This window comes from Pseudomonas flexibilis (genome assembly GCF_000802425.1).
GTDB lineage: Bacteria > Pseudomonadota > Gammaproteobacteria > Pseudomonadales > Pseudomonadaceae > Serpens > Serpens flexibilis.
The window spans coordinates 127,093-143,421 of the sequence record NZ_JRUD01000024.1 but is presented as its reverse complement, the minus strand read 5'-3'; the positions used below and the strand labels follow the sequence as shown (position 1 = coordinate 143,421).

At 66.6% G+C, this 16,329-nt stretch carries 19 protein-coding genes; 4 read left to right on the top strand and 15 right to left on the bottom strand.

All coding sequences use genetic code 11. The annotated features are described in order from the left end of the window. Positions 1–12 precede the first annotated feature (12 nt). Positions 13–480, top strand: coding sequence for a DUF2231 domain-containing protein (locus tag SF06_RS18375; RefSeq protein ID WP_039562346.1), 468 nt, complete (start codon positions 13–15; stop codon positions 478–480). Positions 481–482: 2 nt separating this feature from the next. Here the strand turns inward: SF06_RS18375 and SF06_RS14845 are convergent, their stop codons facing one another. The 6 genes from SF06_RS14845 to SF06_RS14820 form a co-directional block, all read right to left on the bottom strand. Continuing rightward, positions 483–908 (bottom strand): CopD family protein, encoded by a 426-nt coding sequence (locus SF06_RS14845; RefSeq protein WP_039562343.1) that lies wholly within the window; start codon positions 906–908, stop codon positions 483–485. Positions 909–991: 83 nt separating this feature from the next. Next, positions 992–1,627, bottom strand: a complete 636-nt coding sequence (locus SF06_RS14840; protein WP_027588694.1) for an SCO family protein — start codon at positions 1,625–1,627, stop codon at positions 992–994. Continuing rightward, on the bottom strand, positions 1,624–2,526 hold the full coding sequence (cyoE, locus tag SF06_RS14835; RefSeq protein WP_039562341.1) for a heme o synthase: 903 nt from the start codon (positions 2,524–2,526) through the stop codon (positions 1,624–1,626). The genes SF06_RS14840 and cyoE overlap by 4 nt, the downstream gene beginning before the upstream one ends. After that, positions 2,523–3,569 carry a COX15/CtaA family protein gene (locus SF06_RS14830; RefSeq protein WP_027588692.1) on the bottom strand — a complete coding sequence of 349 codons (1,047 nt, stop codon included), beginning with the start codon at positions 3,567–3,569 and terminating at the stop codon, positions 2,523–2,525. Before SF06_RS14830 ends, cyoE begins: the two co-directional genes overlap by 4 nt. Positions 3,570–3,587: 18 nt before the next feature. Further along, positions 3,588–4,160, bottom strand: a complete 573-nt coding sequence (locus tag SF06_RS14825; RefSeq protein WP_027588691.1) for a PA_0111/PP_0108 family redox-active disulfide protein — start codon at positions 4,158–4,160, stop codon at positions 3,588–3,590. Next, the gene (locus tag SF06_RS14820; RefSeq protein ID WP_052199838.1) at positions 4,138–4,815 is read right to left on the bottom strand and encodes an SURF1 family protein; all 678 of its coding nucleotides are present in this window, start codon (positions 4,813–4,815) and stop codon (positions 4,138–4,140) included. The genes SF06_RS14825 and SF06_RS14820 overlap by 23 nt, the downstream gene beginning before the upstream one ends. 92 nt (positions 4,816–4,907) lie before the next feature. On the opposite strand from SF06_RS14820, the gene SF06_RS14815 reads away from it, so the two are divergent. Beyond that, the gene (locus tag SF06_RS14815) at positions 4,908–5,102 is read left to right on the top strand and encodes a twin transmembrane helix small protein (RefSeq protein ID WP_039562338.1); all 195 of its coding nucleotides are present in this window, start codon (positions 4,908–4,910) and stop codon (positions 5,100–5,102) included. Here the strand turns inward: SF06_RS14815 and SF06_RS14810 are convergent. The 5 genes from SF06_RS14810 to SF06_RS14790 form a co-directional block, all read right to left on the bottom strand. Continuing rightward, on the bottom strand, positions 5,090–5,983 hold the full coding sequence (locus tag SF06_RS14810) for a cytochrome c oxidase subunit 3 (protein ID WP_039562336.1): 894 nt from the start codon (positions 5,981–5,983) through the stop codon (positions 5,090–5,092). The two genes, SF06_RS14815 and SF06_RS14810, sit on opposite strands and share 13 nt — an antisense overlap. Positions 5,984–5,992: 9 nt before the next feature. Next, the gene (locus SF06_RS14805) at positions 5,993–6,520 is read right to left on the bottom strand and encodes a cytochrome c oxidase assembly protein (RefSeq protein ID WP_039562335.1); all 528 of its coding nucleotides are present in this window, start codon (positions 6,518–6,520) and stop codon (positions 5,993–5,995) included. Next, complete coding sequence (gene ctaD / locus SF06_RS14800; protein WP_027588686.1) at positions 6,517–8,106, bottom strand: cytochrome c oxidase subunit I; 1,590 nt, start codon at positions 8,104–8,106, stop codon at positions 6,517–6,519. Before ctaD ends, SF06_RS14805 begins: the two co-directional genes overlap by 4 nt. Before the next feature lie 13 nt (positions 8,107–8,119). After that, positions 8,120–9,244 carry a cytochrome c oxidase subunit II gene (gene coxB / locus SF06_RS14795; protein WP_027588685.1) on the bottom strand — a complete coding sequence of 375 codons (1,125 nt, stop codon included), beginning with the start codon at positions 9,242–9,244 and terminating at the stop codon, positions 8,120–8,122. A gap of 197 nt (positions 9,245–9,441) precedes the next feature. Further along, entirely contained in the window at positions 9,442–10,167 is a 726-nt protein-coding gene (locus tag SF06_RS14790) for a carbonic anhydrase (RefSeq protein ID WP_039562333.1), read from the bottom strand. Between the two features lie 183 nt (positions 10,168–10,350). Here SF06_RS14790 and SF06_RS14785 point away from each other — a divergent pair, with 183 nt between their 5' ends. Continuing rightward, positions 10,351–10,986, top strand: a complete 636-nt coding sequence (locus SF06_RS14785; RefSeq protein ID WP_027588683.1) for a hypothetical protein — start codon at positions 10,351–10,353, stop codon at positions 10,984–10,986. On the opposite strand, the gene SF06_RS14780 is transcribed toward SF06_RS14785, so the two are convergent. Both SF06_RS14780 and SF06_RS14775 read right to left on the bottom strand, forming a co-directional pair. Beyond that, entirely contained in the window at positions 10,987–12,045 is a 1,059-nt protein-coding gene (locus SF06_RS14780; protein ID WP_039562331.1) for a PA0069 family radical SAM protein, read from the bottom strand. An 82-nt stretch (positions 12,046–12,127) separates the two neighbouring features. Further along, positions 12,128–13,123, bottom strand: coding sequence for a bile acid:sodium symporter family protein (locus tag SF06_RS14775; RefSeq protein WP_039562329.1), 996 nt, complete (start codon positions 13,121–13,123; stop codon positions 12,128–12,130). Positions 13,124–13,205: 82 nt separating this feature from the next. Between SF06_RS14775 and SF06_RS14770 the strand changes: the two genes are divergently transcribed. Next, on the top strand, positions 13,206–13,997 hold the full coding sequence (locus tag SF06_RS14770; RefSeq protein ID WP_027588680.1) for an AraC family transcriptional regulator: 792 nt from the start codon (positions 13,206–13,208) through the stop codon (positions 13,995–13,997). A 14-nt stretch (positions 13,998–14,011) separates the two neighbouring features. Here SF06_RS14770 and SF06_RS14765 read toward each other — a convergent pair whose 3' ends face one another. Beyond that, positions 14,012–14,278, bottom strand: a complete 267-nt coding sequence (locus tag SF06_RS14765; RefSeq protein ID WP_027588679.1) for a YheV family putative zinc ribbon protein — start codon at positions 14,276–14,278, stop codon at positions 14,012–14,014. Next, the gene (prlC, locus tag SF06_RS14760; protein ID WP_039562325.1) at positions 14,275–16,320 is read right to left on the bottom strand and encodes an oligopeptidase A; all 2,046 of its coding nucleotides are present in this window, start codon (positions 16,318–16,320) and stop codon (positions 14,275–14,277) included. Before prlC ends, SF06_RS14765 begins: the two co-directional genes overlap by 4 nt. Positions 16,321–16,329: the final 9 nt, after the last annotated feature.

Here is a 16,329-nt window from a genome sequence, read left to right as displayed (position 1 = left end):
GGATGACTTCCCATGCCCCGCGAAACCCCCGAGGTGATCCCCAGCAACGCCGCCATCGCCGGCCACCCGTTGCACCCGATGATGATCCACTTCCCGGTGGCCGCCCTGCTCGGGCTGGTGGCCACCGACCTGGCGTTCCTCTGGACGCTGGACCCCTTCTGGTGGCGCGCCGGTCTGTGGCTGTCCGGCGTCGGCACGTTCGGCGGCTGGATCGCCAGCACCGCCGGAGTGGTGGACCTGCTCAGCGTGCCGCTGATCCGCCGCAAGATCACTGCCTGGTGCCACGCCCTGCTGGCGGTGATGATGCTGTCGCTCGCCTCGCTGAACTGGGTGCTGCGCGTCGGCAGCGAGGCGGCCGACACGGTTGTGCTCTGGGGTCTCGTCCTGTCGTTGCTGACGGCCGGGCTGATCGGCCTGGCGGCCTTTCTCGGCGGCCGCCTGGTTTACGAGCACGCGGTGGCCGTGGTGGCACAGGAATAGGCTCATGCCGGCCCCCACTGCGGCTTGGCCAGCACCAGCCAGAGGGTGATACCGACCAGCGCCGCCGCCAGCGCTCCCAGGGCAGAGCATTCCAGGGACAGCGCGCGCTCCGGCTGGCGCTCCAGGCGCAGCACCAGCACACCACACAGGGCGTGACACAGCGCCATGCCCGACACCGCCGCGAGTTTCAGTATCAGCCAGCCGGCCCACTGCCCGGCGAGCAGGAACAACAGGGTTCCGGAGCCGATGGCCAGTAACGCGGCGGGTGTCGCGAACAGGGTGAAGACCACACGCACCGGGTAATCGGTTTCAGGATGCAGCCGGGAATGCGCACCCTGAGCGCTGCTGGCAATCAGCGCCGGCAGGTAGAGCAGGCTGCCGCACCAGCACAGCAGGGCGGCGAAGTGCAGCAATTTGAGCCACGGCATCCGGGTCCCTCCAGAACAATGCCCGTGCGATGCCGGGCGGCGGGTTCTGGATGTGTGACCCGGGACGGGCCGAACTGTTCAGCTCAGGGCTGGCTGGCCAGCAGCGCGGGCAGGGCCTCGGCCAGTTTCTGCACCTTCAGCGGGGCGCGGATGAAGCCCTGCTGGCGACCATCCGGGCCGAGCAGGGCCAGGTTGCCGCTGTGGTCGACGGTGTAGTTGGGCAGGCTTTCGTTGCCGGGGATAAAGGGAATGCCCACCCGCCCGGACAGCGCCTGGATTTGGTCCAGCTCGCCGGTCAGCCCGCGGAAGCCGGCATCGAAGAACCCCAGGTACTGCTTGAGCTGCTCGGGCGTGTCGCGGGCCGGATCGACCGTGACCATCACCACCTGCAGGCGCTGGCGGTCTTCCTCGCTCAGCAGGCCTTGCAGCTGACGCAGTTCGGCCAGCGTGGTCGGACAGATGTCCGGGCAGAAGGTGTAGCCGAAGAACAGCAGCGTCCAGCGGCCGGTCAGGGCGTCCACCGCCTGCGACTGGCCATCCTGGTTGGTGAGGGTCAGCGCCGGCAGCTCCCGGCTCTGCGGCAGCTGCACGATGCCGGCGTCCAGCAGCCGCGCGGGGTCCAGCTGGTTCGGGCGATTGAGGGCCTTGTAGACGGTCAGCCCCATCACCAGGGCAACCACGGCGACGAGGGCGATTACGGTTGTATGCGTTCGGGTCATGGGATCAACGGCAGGTAATGGTCCACCAGCAGAGCGATGAACAGCAGGAAAAGGTAGGCGATAGAGTACTTGAAGGTGCCGATCGCCGCCTGAGGCCGGCTGTCACGGTACAGCACCCAGGCCCAGTAGAGGAACCGCCCACCCAGCAGCAGGGCGCAGATCAGGTAGGGCAGTCCGCTCATGCGGATGACGAAGGGCAACAGGCTGACCGCCAGGAGGATCAGCGTATAGAGCAGGATATGCACCTTGGTGTACTGCTCGCCATGGGTCACCGGCAGCATGGGAATGTCGGCCCGGGCGTACTCGGCCTTGCGGTGGATGGCCAGCGCCCAGAAGTGCGGCGGGGTCCAGGCGAAGATGATCAGCATCAGCAGCAGCGGCTCGGCGCCCAGGTGGCCGCTGACCGCTACCCAACCCAACAGCGGCGGCGCCGCGCCGGCCAGTCCGCCGATGACGATGTTCTGCGGGGTGGCGCGCTTGAGAAACCCGGTGTAGATCGCCGCATAGCCAATCAACGAGGCCAGGGTCAGCCAGGCGGTGAGGGGGTTGGTGAAGGCCAGCAGCAGCAGTTGCCCGGCCAATGCCAGCAGCAACGCGAACACCAGGGCCGCCACGGGCGAGACGCGGCCGCTGGTCACCGGGCGCCGCCGGGTACGCGCCATCAGCCCATCGATGTGTCGGTCCACCACATGGTTCACCGTGGCGGCCGCGCCGGCGCACAGGGCGATGCCCAGGTTGCCGAACAGCAGCACGGTCCAGGGCACCCCGGCGCGGGTGGCCAGGAACATACCCACCAGCGAGGTGATCAGCATCAGCAGCACCACCCGGGGCTTGGTCAGCTCCAGGTAATCGCGCCAGCTGGCCGGGGGGTGCGGTTCAACGCGCTGCAGGCTGGTCATGGCAAGGCTCCTTCCCGGGCGGGTTCGAATCGTTTCGGCAGCGGCCGCACCAGCAGCACGCCGGCCGGGCGGCGCAGGCGGAAATGGACCAGCACGACCGCCAGCAACAGCAGCGCGCCGCCCGCGTTATGGGCCAGCGCCAGGTGCAGCGGCAGGTGCAGCAGCACATTGGCGACACCCAGCGCCAACTGGGCGCCCAGCGCCAGCAGCAACAAAAGGGCCAGCCCGCCCAGGCCGGCTACCCACAGGCGCCAGGCCAGCAGCAGCCCGACCAGCGCCACCAGCAGGGCACCCAGCCGATGGGTCATATGAATGGCGGTACGTGCGGCACCATCCAACTGGCCGCCGAGGTAGTTCGGCCCCTTTTCCTGGGCGACGCGGAAGCCGTTGTGGAAGTCCATCGCCGGCCACCATTGGCCCTGGCAGGTCGGTAGGTCGACACAGGCCATGGCTGCGTAGTTAGCGCTGACCCAGCCACCCAGGGTGATCTGACCGACCACCAGCAGCAGCGTCAGCCAGGCCAGCAGGCGCAGCGAAACGGGCGCGGCCGGCAGGGCGGGCAGCCGACCGGACAGCCGCAGACTGAGCAGGAACAGCAGCGCCAGCGTTGCGAAACCCCCGAGCAGGTGCGCCACCACCACCTGGGGCCAGAGCTTGAGGGTCACCGTCCACATGCCGAAGGCCGCCTGCAGGATCACCAGGCCCAGCAGCAGGATCGGCAAGCGCAGCGGCTGCCCCGAGCGCGAGCGCCACTGGATGGCACGCAGCGCCAGGATCAGGATTACCAGGCCCAACAGGCCGGCCACGTAACGGTGGACCATCTCGTTCCAGCCCTTGTCGATCTCCAGCGGTGCGTCGGGGAAACGCAAGGCCGCCACCTCCTGGGCCCGCTCGCTCATCGGCACGCTGAGGAAGCCATAGCAGCCAGGCCAATCCGGGCAGCCGAGTCCCGCATGGGTCAGGCGCGTGTAGGCGCCGAGCATGACCACCACCGCCGCCAGCAGGGTAGCGAAGATGGCCAGGGCGAATCCGGGTCGACTCATGGCTTCCTCCTTGAAGCGCTAGCCCAGGCGCGACAGCTTGAGCAGATGGCGCAGGTCGTCGAGCACCGCCTTGCCGGCAACGCCCTGTGGATAACTCAGCACCAGATTGCCGAGCGGATCGACGATCCACAGCCGGGCGCCGGGGCTGAACCGGCCATAGCGTGTCGCATCCAGCACCAGCTGCCGGAGCTGTGGATATTCACGCGCCAGTTGGTCGGCATACGCAGCATCCAGGCTGCCACCCAGCGCCAGGGCATGGCTGGCGCGTCCCGCCTCGCGACCAAGGCCGATATGGATCTGCCGCGCCAGATAAACCAGTTCGCGGCACGCGACCGGACATTCGCCGGCGTCGGTCACCAGCAACTGCCAGCCCGCACGCTCGGCCCCGGCGACGCCCAGATCGGCCAGGGTCTGGCCGCCGCCGTGCAGTTGGCCGTGAAAGGTGCGGGCTTCCGGCACCCAGAAACGCCACTGGTACATGGCGGTGGCCAGCACCATGGGGCCAATCACCACCAGCAGTATGAGCAACAGCTGCAGGCGGCCACGCCCCACTGGCCGAGCCTGCTGTTCAAGGTGCAGCGATTGATGCATGACGAGCCTCCCGTGCCCGATGAATCCCGAGGTGGATGAACAGCGCCAGCAACGCTGCGGCCAGGCCGAACCATTGCACCGCGTAGCCCTGATGTTTCTGGGGCGCCATGGACACGCTGGGCCAGTTGGGGATCAGCGCCGCCGGTCCCGGCTCGAGTCGCAGTTCCAGCAGCACGCCGGGGCGACGCAGTTCCTGCCAGATCGCCGGCGGGTCCAGGCGGTTGACCAGTCGCGGCCAGCCCGTGGCGTTGCCCACCGCCAGCAGACTGCGGCCCGGCGGTACATAGGTCCAGGCGGTGAGCTGCAGCTCGCCGGCGGGCGTCTCGAATTGCGGAGGCAGCCGCCGGTCCGGCCAGGGCAGCCAGCCGCGATTCACCAGTACCCAGCGCCCGCTGGGGTGGTCCATGAACGGCTGCACCAGCTCCACACCCACCTGGCCCTGCTGCACGCGGTTGTCGAGCAGCAGGCTGTGGGCGGCATCGAAGCGGCCACGCAAACGGACTCGCACGAACGCCGGCTCGGGCTCGGACAATAGCGTTTGCACCGGGACCGGCGACGCCACGCGCCGCTGCGCCTCGGCCGCCAGGATCTGGCGTTTCTCCTCGGCCCGCGACAGTTGCCAGTAGCCCAGGCTGCACAGCACCGGAAGCAGCATCAGCACCACCAGGCTCGGCAACCAGCCGGGCCGAAAGCGGGGCCCGGGCTGTCTATACTGCTTCCCCACTTCACCTCCCCATGGAGTTGCGCGTGCTCAAGGCAGCGATTCTCCTGCTCTTGCTGGCCATCCTGACGAGCCTCTTTTCCGCCCTGTATTTCATGCTCAAGGACACGGGCCGTTCGAACCGCATGGTCTATGCCCTCTATGCCCGGGTCCTGTTGTCCGCACTGGCCCTGGCGCTGATCGCCTGGGGTTTCTACAGCGGCCAGCTTCAAAGCACGTAAACGAACACGAACAGGCAGATCCACACCACGTCCACGAAGTGCCAGTACCAGGCCGCCGCCTCGAAGCCGAAATGGTCGTCCGGGGTGAAATGGCCGCGCAGCACGCGGAAGAACATCACGCTGAGCATGATGGCGCCAATGGTCACGTGGGCGCCGTGAAAGCCGGTGAGCATGAAGAAGGTGGCGCCGTAGATGCCCGAGCCCAGCGTCAGGCCCAGCTCGGTATAGGCGTGGATGTATTCCTCGGCCTGCAGTACCAGGAAGGCAAAGCCCAGCAACAGGGTCAGCCCCAGCCACAGCTTGAGCGGCCCGCGCTGGCCACGGCGCAGGGCGTGATGGGCGAAGGTCAGGGTGAAACTGGAGGTGACCAGCAGGAGGGTGTTGATCAGCGGCAGCCCCCACGGGCCGATCACCTCGCTGGGGCCCGGGAACACCTTGGGATCGGGGTTCTGCAGCAACGGCCAGCTGTACTCGAAGCCAGGCCAGAGCATGTTGCTGATGCCCTTGTCGCCTTCGCCACCGAGCCAGGGGCCGACCCAGTAGCGGATGTAGAACAGCGCGCCAAAGAAGGCGGCGAAGAACATCACCTCCGAGAAGATGAACCAGCTCATGCCCCAGCGGAACGAGCGGTCCATCTGCGCGCTGTACAGCCCGGCGCGGTTCTCGCGAACCACCGAACCGAACCAGCCGAAGAACATCCAGATCAGCAGCAGCACGCCGATGAAGAAGATCAGCGGCCCGCTGGCGCTGTCGCGTTCGGCGGACAGGTCGTTGAACCAGTGGCCCAGCCCGGTGACAGTCACCAGCAGGCCGATGCAGGCGATGATCGGCCACTGGCTCTGGGCGGGGACGTAGTACGGCTCGTGCGGTTTTGTGGCCATCGAAGTCTCCTATCCGTCCTGGGGCTGGCGGCCCGTGATGTCGAACAGCGTGTAGCCGAGGGTCAGGTGATGGACATCGCGCGGCAGGTCGCGGTCGACGATGAAGCGCACCGGCATTTCGATCTGCTCGCCCGGCTGCAGCACCTGCTGGGTGAAACAGAAACATTCGGTCTTGTGGAACCAGGCGGCGGCCCGCGCCGGCGCCACACTGGGCACGGCCTGGGCGGTCATCGGTCGGTCGGTGGGATTGCGCGCCACGAAACGCACCTCGTGGCTGGCCCCGGGATGCACCCGCACCTCCGCCTGCAGCGGCTCGAACGTCCAGGCCATGCCCTCGGCATTGGTGGCCAGGAACTGCACCCGCACCGTGCGGCTGTCATCGACCTGCTGCGTGCCCTGGTACTGTCCGGCGGTCTTGCCGTTGATGCCGAAGGCCTGGCACATCACGTCGTACAGGGGCACCAGGGCAAAGCCGAAGCCGAACATCACCGCCACCAGCAGCAGCAGGCGAGTCACCAGGCGCGTGGTACTGGTCATTTCACCTCCGGCGGCACCTGAAAGGTGTGGTAGGGCGCCGGTGACGGCACACTCCATTCCAGCCCCTCCGCACCGTCCCAGGGCTTGGCGGGGGCTGGACGGCCACCACGAATGCACTTGATGACGATGAACAGGAACAGCAGCTGGGTAGCGCCGAACAGGAAGGCGCCAATGCTCGACACCAGGTTGAAGTTGGCGAACATCAGGTTGTAGTCGGGGATACGGCGTGGCATGCCAGCCAGGCCGAGGAAGTGCATGGGGAAGAAGGCCAGGTTCATGCCCACGAAGGACAGCCAGAAGTGCAGCCTGGCCAGGGTCTCGTCGTACATGTGCCCGGTCCACTTGGGCAGCCAGTAGTATGCCGAGGCGAAGATGCCGAAGATGGCGCCCGGCACCAGCACATAGTGAAAGTGGGCAACCACGAAGTAGGTGTCGTGGTACTGGAAGTCAGCCGGGGCGATGGCCAGCATCAGGCCGGAGAAGCCGCCGATGGTGAACAGGATGACGAAGGCCACGGCGAACAGCATCGGCGCCTCGAAGGTCAGCGAACCCTGCCACATGGTGCTCACCCAGTTGAACACCTTCACCCCGGTGGGCACGGCGATCAGCATGGTGGCGTACATGAAGAACAGCTCGCCGGTGAGCGGAATGCCCACGGTGAACATGTGGTGGGACCAGACCAGGAACGACAGGAAGGCGATGGCGCCGGTGGCGTAGACCATCGAGGTGTAGCCGAACAGCGGCTTGCGGCTGAAGGCCGGGATGATCGCGCTGATCGCGCCGAAGGCCGGCAGGATCATGATGTACACCTCGGGGTGCCCGAAGAACCAGAATACGTGCTGGAACAGCACGGGATCGCCACCGCCCGCGGCGCTGAAGAAGCTGGTGCCGAAGTGGATGTCCATCAGCATCATGGTAACCACCCCGGCCAGCACCGGCATCACGGCGATCAGCAGGAACGCGGTGATCAGCCAGGTCCAGACGAACAGCGGCATCTTCATCAGTGTCATGCCCGGCGCACGCAGGTTGAGCACCGTGGCGATCACGTTGATAGCGCCCATGATCGAGCTGATCCCCATCAGGTGGATGGCGAAGATGAAGAAGGTCACCGATTCCGGTGCATAGGTGGTGGACAGCGGCGCATAGAAGGTCCAGCCGAAGTTCGGCCCGCCGCCCTCCATGAACAGGGTGCTGACCAGCAGGCCGAAGGCCGCCGGCAGCAGCCAGAAGCTGAAGTTGTTCATGCGCGGCAGGGCCATGTCCGGCGCACCGATCATCAGCGGGATCATCCAGTTGGCCAGGCCGACGAAGGCCGGCATCACCGCGCCGAACACCATGATCAGGCCGTGCATGGTGGTCATCTGGTTGAAGAACTCTGGCTGCACGATCTGCAGGCCCGGCTGGAACAGCTCGGCGCGGATCACCATGGCCATGCTGCCGCCCAGCAGGAAAGCGCAGAAGCTGAACCACAGGTAGAGCGTGCCGATGTCCTTGTGGTTGGTGGTCAGTACCCAGCGCATCAGGCCCTTGGCGGGGCCGTGGTGGTCATGCACGGCATGACCGTGGTCGATCACTGCATCGCTCATGTCCGTCATGTCCTCATTCCTGGGCCTGTTTGAAGGCCAGCACGTCCTGCGGGGTCAGCATGTCGCCGACGCTGTTGCCGAGCGCGTTGCGCTCGTAGGTCACCACGGCGGCGATGTCCACCTCCGACAGCTGGCGGCCGAAGGCGGCCATGGCGGTGCCCGGCTTGCCGTTGAAGACGATGTTCAGGTGCCCGTCCAGCGGACCGGTGGTGAGCGGTGAGCCCTTGAGCGCCGGGAACATGGGCGGCAGACCCTCGCCATTGGCCTGGTGGCAGGCCGAGCAGTAGGTCTGATAGACCTGCTGGCCGCGTTCGACCAGCTCCTCGCGGGTCCACTCCTTGCTGGTCAGTTCCTTGAGCTGCGCCGCCTCGGCCTTGCGTTCGGCCAACCAGGCGGCGTAGTCCTCCCGGCTCTTGGCTTCCACCACCACCGGCATGAAACCGTGGTCCTTGCCACAGAGTTCGGTGCACTGGCCGCGGTAGATGCCGGGCTCCTCGATGCGTGTCCAGGATTCGTTGATGAAGCCCGGGATGGCGTCCTTCTTCACCGCCAGCGCCGGCACCCACCAGGAGTGAATGACATCGGCCGCGGTGATCAGGAAGCGCACCTTGGCGCCGACCGGCACCACCAACGGGTTGTCCACCTCCAGCAGATAGTGCTCGCCCTTGGGCGCCAGGTTGTTCATCTGCTCGCGGGAGGTGGTGAGGTTGCTGAAGAACTCGACGTCTTCGCCCAGGTACTTGTAGTGCCACTTCCACTGGTAGCCGGTGACCTGGATGTCCACATCGGACTCGGACGTGTCGTAGATGTCGATCAGCGTGCGGGTAGCCGGCACCGCCATGCCGATGAGGATCAGCAGCGGAATGACCGTCCACAGCACCTCGACGCGGGTGTTTTCGTGAAAATGCGCCGGCTGCTGGCCGGTTGAGCGACGGTGGATGATCATCGACCAGATCATCACGCTGAACACCAGCACACCGATGATCACGCAGATCCAGAAGATGGTCATGTGCAGGTCGAACACCGAGCGGCTGACCTCGGTGGCGCCCCGATGCATGTTGACGTCCCAGGCCCCCTGGGCCGACGAGTGAAGCACCCCAACCAGCAGACCCATCCAGAGTCGTGGATGTCGCATCATTGCGCTCCCCTATCGTTCTTGTTATCTGCCGACAGGACCGGAGGGCCGGGACGAGACTGCTGACTTCGCCGCGCTGGCCTCAGGCCGGTCGGGAGTACGTCGTTCGCCTCGGAGTATAGACAGAGCGCGGAAGGCGCCAGGGGAGCCGACCGCCGGCGACCGGCGGTCGTGGCGGCCAGGAAGGGCCGCCGGCAGGATCAGCCGCGGGAGAAGCGCGCGCGCGGCGTGGCCATCGGCACCACGTCGCCGTCGAGCGGCAGGAAGCTGCCCCGCTCGGCGTCGTACGCCAGGATGGCGCTGCTCTCGATGTCGTATACCCAGCCATGGATGAACAGCTGGCCGCTGGCCAGGCGCGCCGCCACCGAGGGGTGGGTGCGCAGGTGGTCGAGCTGGGCGACGACGTTTTCCTCGGTGAGCACCTGCAGCGTGTCATGATGACCGCAGCCGCAGTTCTCCTCGACCACACGCAGCGCCACTTCGGAATGACGCAGCCAGGCCTTTACGGTCGGCATGCGCTCCAGGCTCTGCGGATCGAGTACCGCCTTCATGGCGCCGCAGTCGGAATGGCCGCAAACGATGATGTGCTGCACACCCAGGGCCAGAACGGCATATTCGATGGCGGTGGAAACGCCGCCCATCATCTGCCCGTAGGGCGGCACCACGTTACCGACATTGCGTGAAACGAACAGGTCGCCGGGGGAACTCTGGGTGATAAGTTCCGGCACGATGCGCGAGTCGGCGCAGGTGATGAACATCGCCCGCGGATTCTGCGCCGTGGCCAGCGCCTTGAAGAGTTCCTCCTGTTGCGGAAACACTTCCTGTCGGAAACGCCGGAAGCCACTGACGATGCTGTTCAGGGCCTCTTCGGCACTCTCGCTGCCGGTACGAACCTGGATCGGGATGGCCTTGTGCTTGTACGGCATTTCTTCAAACCTCGGTTCTAGAACGGATTTTGCACTGCAAGACGAGCCGCCGACCCTGCAGAGTCACAGGCTGTCGTCGGCCCCTGAACTATACGCCCGAATTGTCGATAACGAGGGTGAAGGTCAACCGCAGTCTCGATGCGCCAACTAAGGTTTTGCATGAAGCGTATTCCAGGAGCCGCCATGAACCTGTCTTCCATGCGCGCGATCATCCACCAGGCTCAACTGGAGGAGCAGCGCAGCGGGCGTCTGGCTCGCCTGCTCGGCAATCGCCTGCCGCAGCTGCATCCCTCCATTCGCCTGCCGCTGGAAAACGGCTCGCAGAGCCTGCTGCAGTTCGTCAGCGCTTACATCGAGCAGGTGCCCGACCTGCTGGAGGCCGCCGCCCGGGTGGCCGGTGAAACCGGGCTGCAGGCCCACATCGACCCGCTGCTGCGGGTCGCCGAGGAGTTTTTCCAGGCACCCCGGCATGCCGAGGCGGGGCTGGCAGCGCTGCTGGACGACGCCTATCTGGCGCAGCGGCTGATCGAGGAGGTCAACGACCGCTACCTGGTGCAGCTCGGCCGACCCTTGATCCCCCTCGACAACACCACCGCCAACCTGATCGCCCATCAGCTGATCGGCGAGCCCTACGCCAACTCGCTGGACCAGGCGATCTTCGAGACGGTGGACGGCCTGCTCGATCCGGCGCGCATGACCAGCGAGGAGCGCCAGACCTGCCGCGCCTGCCTGGAAGATGAAGAAACCCGCCAGGCCTGGCAGCAGTGGCCGTGCCTGAGCCGCCAGCTGGGCATGGAATTGCGCCTGGGCAGTCTCTGATCACCAGAGCGCCAGTTGCGCGCCCGGCGGCGCGAAGCGCTGGCAATCCAGCCCGCGCAGTTCCCGCCGGTTCAGGCCCAGGCGTTTGCAGGCAACCTGGAAACGCCGCGCCAGCAGGTCCGCGAACGGCCCTTCGCCACGCATGCGAAGGCCAAAGCGGCTGTCGTAATTCGCTCCGCCCCGGCACTGGCGCACCAGGCTCATCACATGCTCGGCGCGCTGCGGGAAATGCGCCCGCAGCCAGTCCTCGAACAGCTCGGCAATCTCCAGTGGCAGGCGCAGCAGCACATAGCCGGCGCTTTGGGCGCCGGCGTCGCGGGCGGCCTTCAGCAGCTGTTCCAGTTCGGCATCGTTGACCATCGGAATCATCGGCGCGCACAGCACCGACACCGGCACCCCGACGGCATGCAGCTCGCGCAGGCAGCGCAACCGCGCGGCGGGCGAGGCCGCGCGCGGCTCCATGATGCGCTTGAGCTCGTTGTCCAGCGTGGTCAGGCTGATGGCCACGCTGACCAGGTTCTGCGCGGCCAACTGCTCCAGCAGATCAAGGTCGCGCAGGATCAGCGCGCTCTTGGTAATCAGGTGCACGGGGTGGCGATAACGCAGCAGGATTTCCAGCGCCTGGCGGGTCAGCCGCTGCTCGCGCTCGATGGGCTGATAGGCGTCGGTGTTCACCCCCAGGGCGATCGGCGCCGGCAGGTAGCCGGGCCTGCTCAGCTGTTCCTCCAGGCGCTCGGCCAGGTTGGTCTTGGCGATCAGCCGGGTCTCGAAATCCAGCCCCGGCGACAGGTCCCAGTAGGCATGGCTGGGACGGGCGAAACAGTAGATGCAGCCGTGCTCGCAGCCGCGATAGGGGTTGAGGGAGCGATCGAAGCCGACATCCGGCGAGCGGTTGCGGGTGATGACACTTTTTGCCAGCTCCTGACGCACTTCGGTGGCCCGGCTCGGCGGCACCTCCTGATACCAGCCGTCATCGAAGGCTTCGCAACGGGTCGGCGCATAGCGATTGTCAGGATTGTCGGTGGTGCCACGGCCGCGTGGCGGTGGAGATACGGTCATGGAAGCTCCGGATACTGTTTTTATATACAGTATCCGGAGTTTTCGCTTTGGCAAAAGCCGTTCGGCGGACGTTTCTACCGCCTCACGTCTCGGCGCCGAGCCCCACCTCGTCACCCTCCGGCCGCCGCGCATAACGCTGGGCCAGCACCGCGCAGACCATCAGCTGGATCTGGTGGAAGATCATCAGCGGCAGGATCAGCGTGCCGACGGCCCCCCCGGCGAACAGCACCTGGGCCATGGGGATACCGGTCGCCATGCTCTTCTTCGAGCCGCCGAACAGCAGGGTGATGCGGTCCTCCTGGTTCAGCCCCACGCGCCGGCCGATGAACTCGACCAGCACCAGCACCAAGGCCAGGAACAGCGTGCAGACCAGCGTCAACACCAGCAGACGGGCCAGCGGGATCTGTTCCCAGAGCCCGCCGATCACCGCCGCGCTGAAGGCGGTGTAGACCACCAACAGGATCGAGCCCTGATCCACCCGGCGCAGCCAGTTGCTGTTGCGCGCCACCCAGCCACCGATCAGCGGGCGGGCCAGCTGACCGGCGACGAAGGGCACCAGCAACTGCAGCACGATCGCGCCGATGGCGTCCAGGGTCGAGCCGCTTTCGCCCTCCACGCCCATCAGCAGCATGACCAGCAGCGGGGTGAGGAAGATGCCCAGCAGGCTGGAGGCCGCCGCGCTGCAGATGGCCGCCGGAATGTTGCCGCGCGCCAGCGAGGTGAAGGCGATGGCCGATTGCACGGTGGCCGGCAGCGCGCAGAGGTAGAGCATGCCCAGGTACAGTTCGTTGCCCAGCAGCGGATACAGCAGCGGCTTGAGCGCCAGGCCGAGCAGCGGGAACAGCACGAAGGTGCAGGCGAAGATCAGCAGGTGCAGGCGCCAGTGGGTGGCGCCCGCGATGATCGCCTCGCGCGACAGCTTGGCGCCGTGCATGAAGAACAGCAGGCCGATGGCCAGGCTGGTGATCCAGGCGAAGGCCACTGCGCCCTGGCCGCTGGCCGGCAGGACGGTGGCCAGCAGCACCACGCCAATCAGGATCTGGGTGTAGGCATCGGGCAGGAAACGGGTCAGTGCCATTTGGAGTTCTCGTGGTTGTCGGCAGGTGGAGGCGGACACTACCCTGTTCGCCGACGACCGACTAACGCCAATGAGCCCACCAATGTCGCCAAACGGACAGGAACAGTCCCTGAATCCCAGCATGGCCGCGCTTTCCAGCCTGCCACGCCCGCTCTACGGGCGCGTCGAATCGCTGGCCAACCTGGCGCTCGCCTACCGCCACAGCCACCCGTGGGCGCAGCTCTCCTACGCCAGCCAGGGCGTGCTGGAGGTGCAAACGGCGGCCGGCCGTTTCATTGCCCCGCCCCAGCGCGCGGTTTGGGTGCCGGCGGGCATGCCGCACCGGGTGTACCGCTCGCCGCACACGGAAATGCGCAGCCTGTACCTGGATGGTTCCATCACCACCTGGGCGCCGCCCGGCTGCCGGGTGCTGGAGGTCAGTCCGCTGCTGCGCGAGCTGATCCGCACTTTCAGCCTGCTGCCGGAAGCCTACGACGAAGACGGTGCGGACGGCCGGCTGGCGCAGGTGTTGCTCGACCAGTTGGCCGCCGCTCGCGAGGTGGATCTGATGCTGCCGCTGCCCCACGACAGCCGCCTGCGCCCGCTGTGCCGCAGCCTGCAGGCCCATCCGGAACGACAAACCACCCTCGGCGACTGGAGCCAGCGTCTGGGCCTGTCGGAAAAGACCCTGAGCCGGCTGTTCCAGCGCGAGACCGGCCTGAGCTTCCGGGCCTGGCGCCAGCGCCTGCGCCTGCTCGGCGCGCTGGCGCCGCTGGAGCGCGGCGAACGGGTCACCGACGTGGCGCTGGCCTGCGGCTACGACTCCACCTCGGCGTTCATCGCCGCCTTTCGCCAGCAGTTCGGCTGCACGCCGGGGGAGTTCTTTCGCGAATAGAACGCCCCGGGGCCTTATTCCGACTTCTTCAGCTTCGGGTTGGGGAAAAACTGCATGGCCTGGCCGCTCTGCGGTTTGGCCGCCGCTGGCTTGGCCTGGTTGACCCGCGTGCCGAGCTCCTTGGGTACCGAAATACCCTGCTCGTTGAGGGTGTCGGCGTAATCGCAGGCCACGCATTCGCGGTGCGGCACGCCGTCGATGTCCCACATCTTGATGGTGTCCTGGGCTTCGCAGGCCGGGCACACGGCGCCGGCGATGAAACGCTTCTTCACTTCACTCATGCTGCATTCTCCGTCAGGCCACTGTGGCGCAGCAGCGCGTCAATGGCCGGCTCGCGGCCACGAAAATCCACGAACAACTGCATCGGCGCCTGGGAGCCGCCGCGCGCCAGGATGGCGTCGCGGAACGCGCGACCGGTTTCCGGATTGAGCACGCCTTCTTCCTCGAAGCGCGAGAAGGCGTCGGCGGACAGCACCTCGGCCCACTTGTAGCTGTAGTAACCGGCCGCGTAGCCGCCGGCGAAGATGTGGGCGAAGCCGTTGGCGAAGCGGTTCCACTGCGGCGGCCGCATCACCGCCACCTCGTCGCGCACCGCCTCGAGCACCTGCAGCACGCTGCGGCCGTCGCCATGGCTGGCATGCAGCTCGAAGTCGAAGATCGAGAATTCCAGCTGGCGCAGCATCATCAGCCCGGACTGGAAGTTCTTCGCCGCCAGCATCTTGTCCAGCAGCTCCCGGGGCAGCGGCTCGCCACTCTGGTAGTGGGCGGAAATCAGCGTCAGGCCTTCCGGCTCCCAGCACCAGTTCTCCATGAACTGGCTGGGCAGCTCGACGGCATCCCAGGCCACGCCGTTGATGCCAGAGGCACCGGCATGTTCGACGCGGGTCAGCAGGTGGTGCAGGCCATGGCCGAACTCGTGGAACAGGGTGGTCACTTCATCGTGGGTCAGCAGCGCCGGCTTGCCAGTAGTCGCCGGGGTGAAGTTGCACACCAGGTAGGCGACCGGCGAGACCAGCCGGCCATCGGCGGTACGGCGCTTGTCGCGCGCGCCATCCATCCACGCGCCGCCGCGCTTGTTGGCCCGGGCGTAGAGGTCGAAATAGAAGCGGCCGATCTGCTCGCCGTGCTCGCGGATCTCGAACAGGCGCACGTCCGGGTGCCAGCGCTCGAAGTCGTGCAACTCGTTGATCTCGATGCCGTAGAGCTTCTGCACGATGGCGAACAGGCCGGACAGCACCTTGTCGATCGGGAACCACTCGCGCACGGTTTCCTTGGACAGGTCGTAGCGGGCCTGGCGCAGCTTCTCGGCGAAGTAGCCGGTGTCCCAGCTCTGCAGATCGGCCACGCCGCGCTCGGCGGCGAAGGCGCGCAATTCTTCCAGATCGCGCCGGGCGAACGGCTTGCTGCGCACCGCCAGGTCGCGCAGGAAACTCAGCACCTGCTCGGTGGAGTCGGCCATCTTGGTGGCCAGCGACAGCTCGGCGAAGTGCGCGAAGCCCAGCAGGTGGGCCAGTTCCTGGCGCAGGTCGAGGATTTCCACCATCAGCGGGCCGTTGTCGTGCTGGCCGGCGTTGGGTCCCTGGTCGGAGGCGCGGGTGCTGTAGGCGGTGTACACCTCCTGACGCAGGGCACGGTTGTCGGCGTAGGTCATCACCGCGTAGTAGCTGGGGAATTCCAGGGTGATCAGCCAGCCGTCGAGTTCCTTGGCCTCGGCGGCCTGCTTCATCTGCGCGCGGGCCGACTCCGGCAGGCCGGCCAGTTCGTTCTCGTCGGTGAGCAGCTTGGTCCAGGCCTGGGTGGCGTCCAGCAACTGGTTGGAGAAGCGGCTGGTCAGGTCGGACAGGCGCTGCTGGATCTCGCCATAGCGCTTCTGCTGCTCGGCCGGCAGGTCGATGCCCGACAAGCGGAAGTCACGCAGGCTGTGTTCGAGGATGGTCTGCTGCGCCACGTCGAAACCGGCGGCCGCCGGGCTTTGTGCCAGCGCACTGTAGGCCTCGAACAGGGCGCGGTTCTGCCCCAGCTCGGTGTAGTACGCGGAGAGCTTCGGCAGGCAGGCCTGGTAGGCGTCGCGCAGTTCCGGGCTGTTGCAGACCGCGTTGAGGTGGCTGACCGGGCTCCAGGCCTGGCCGAGGCGCGCGCCCAGCTCGTCGAGGGCCTGCACCAGGCCGCTCCAGCTCGGGTTCTGGCGCTGGCTGTCGAGCAGGCGCTCGATCGCCGCGCGGTTGTCGGCAAGGATCTGGTCGATCGCCGGTTCGACATGCTCGGGTCGAATGGCGGAGAAGGGCGGCAGGTCGAAATCCTGCAGGAGGGGATTGCTGGTCACTGCGTTCTT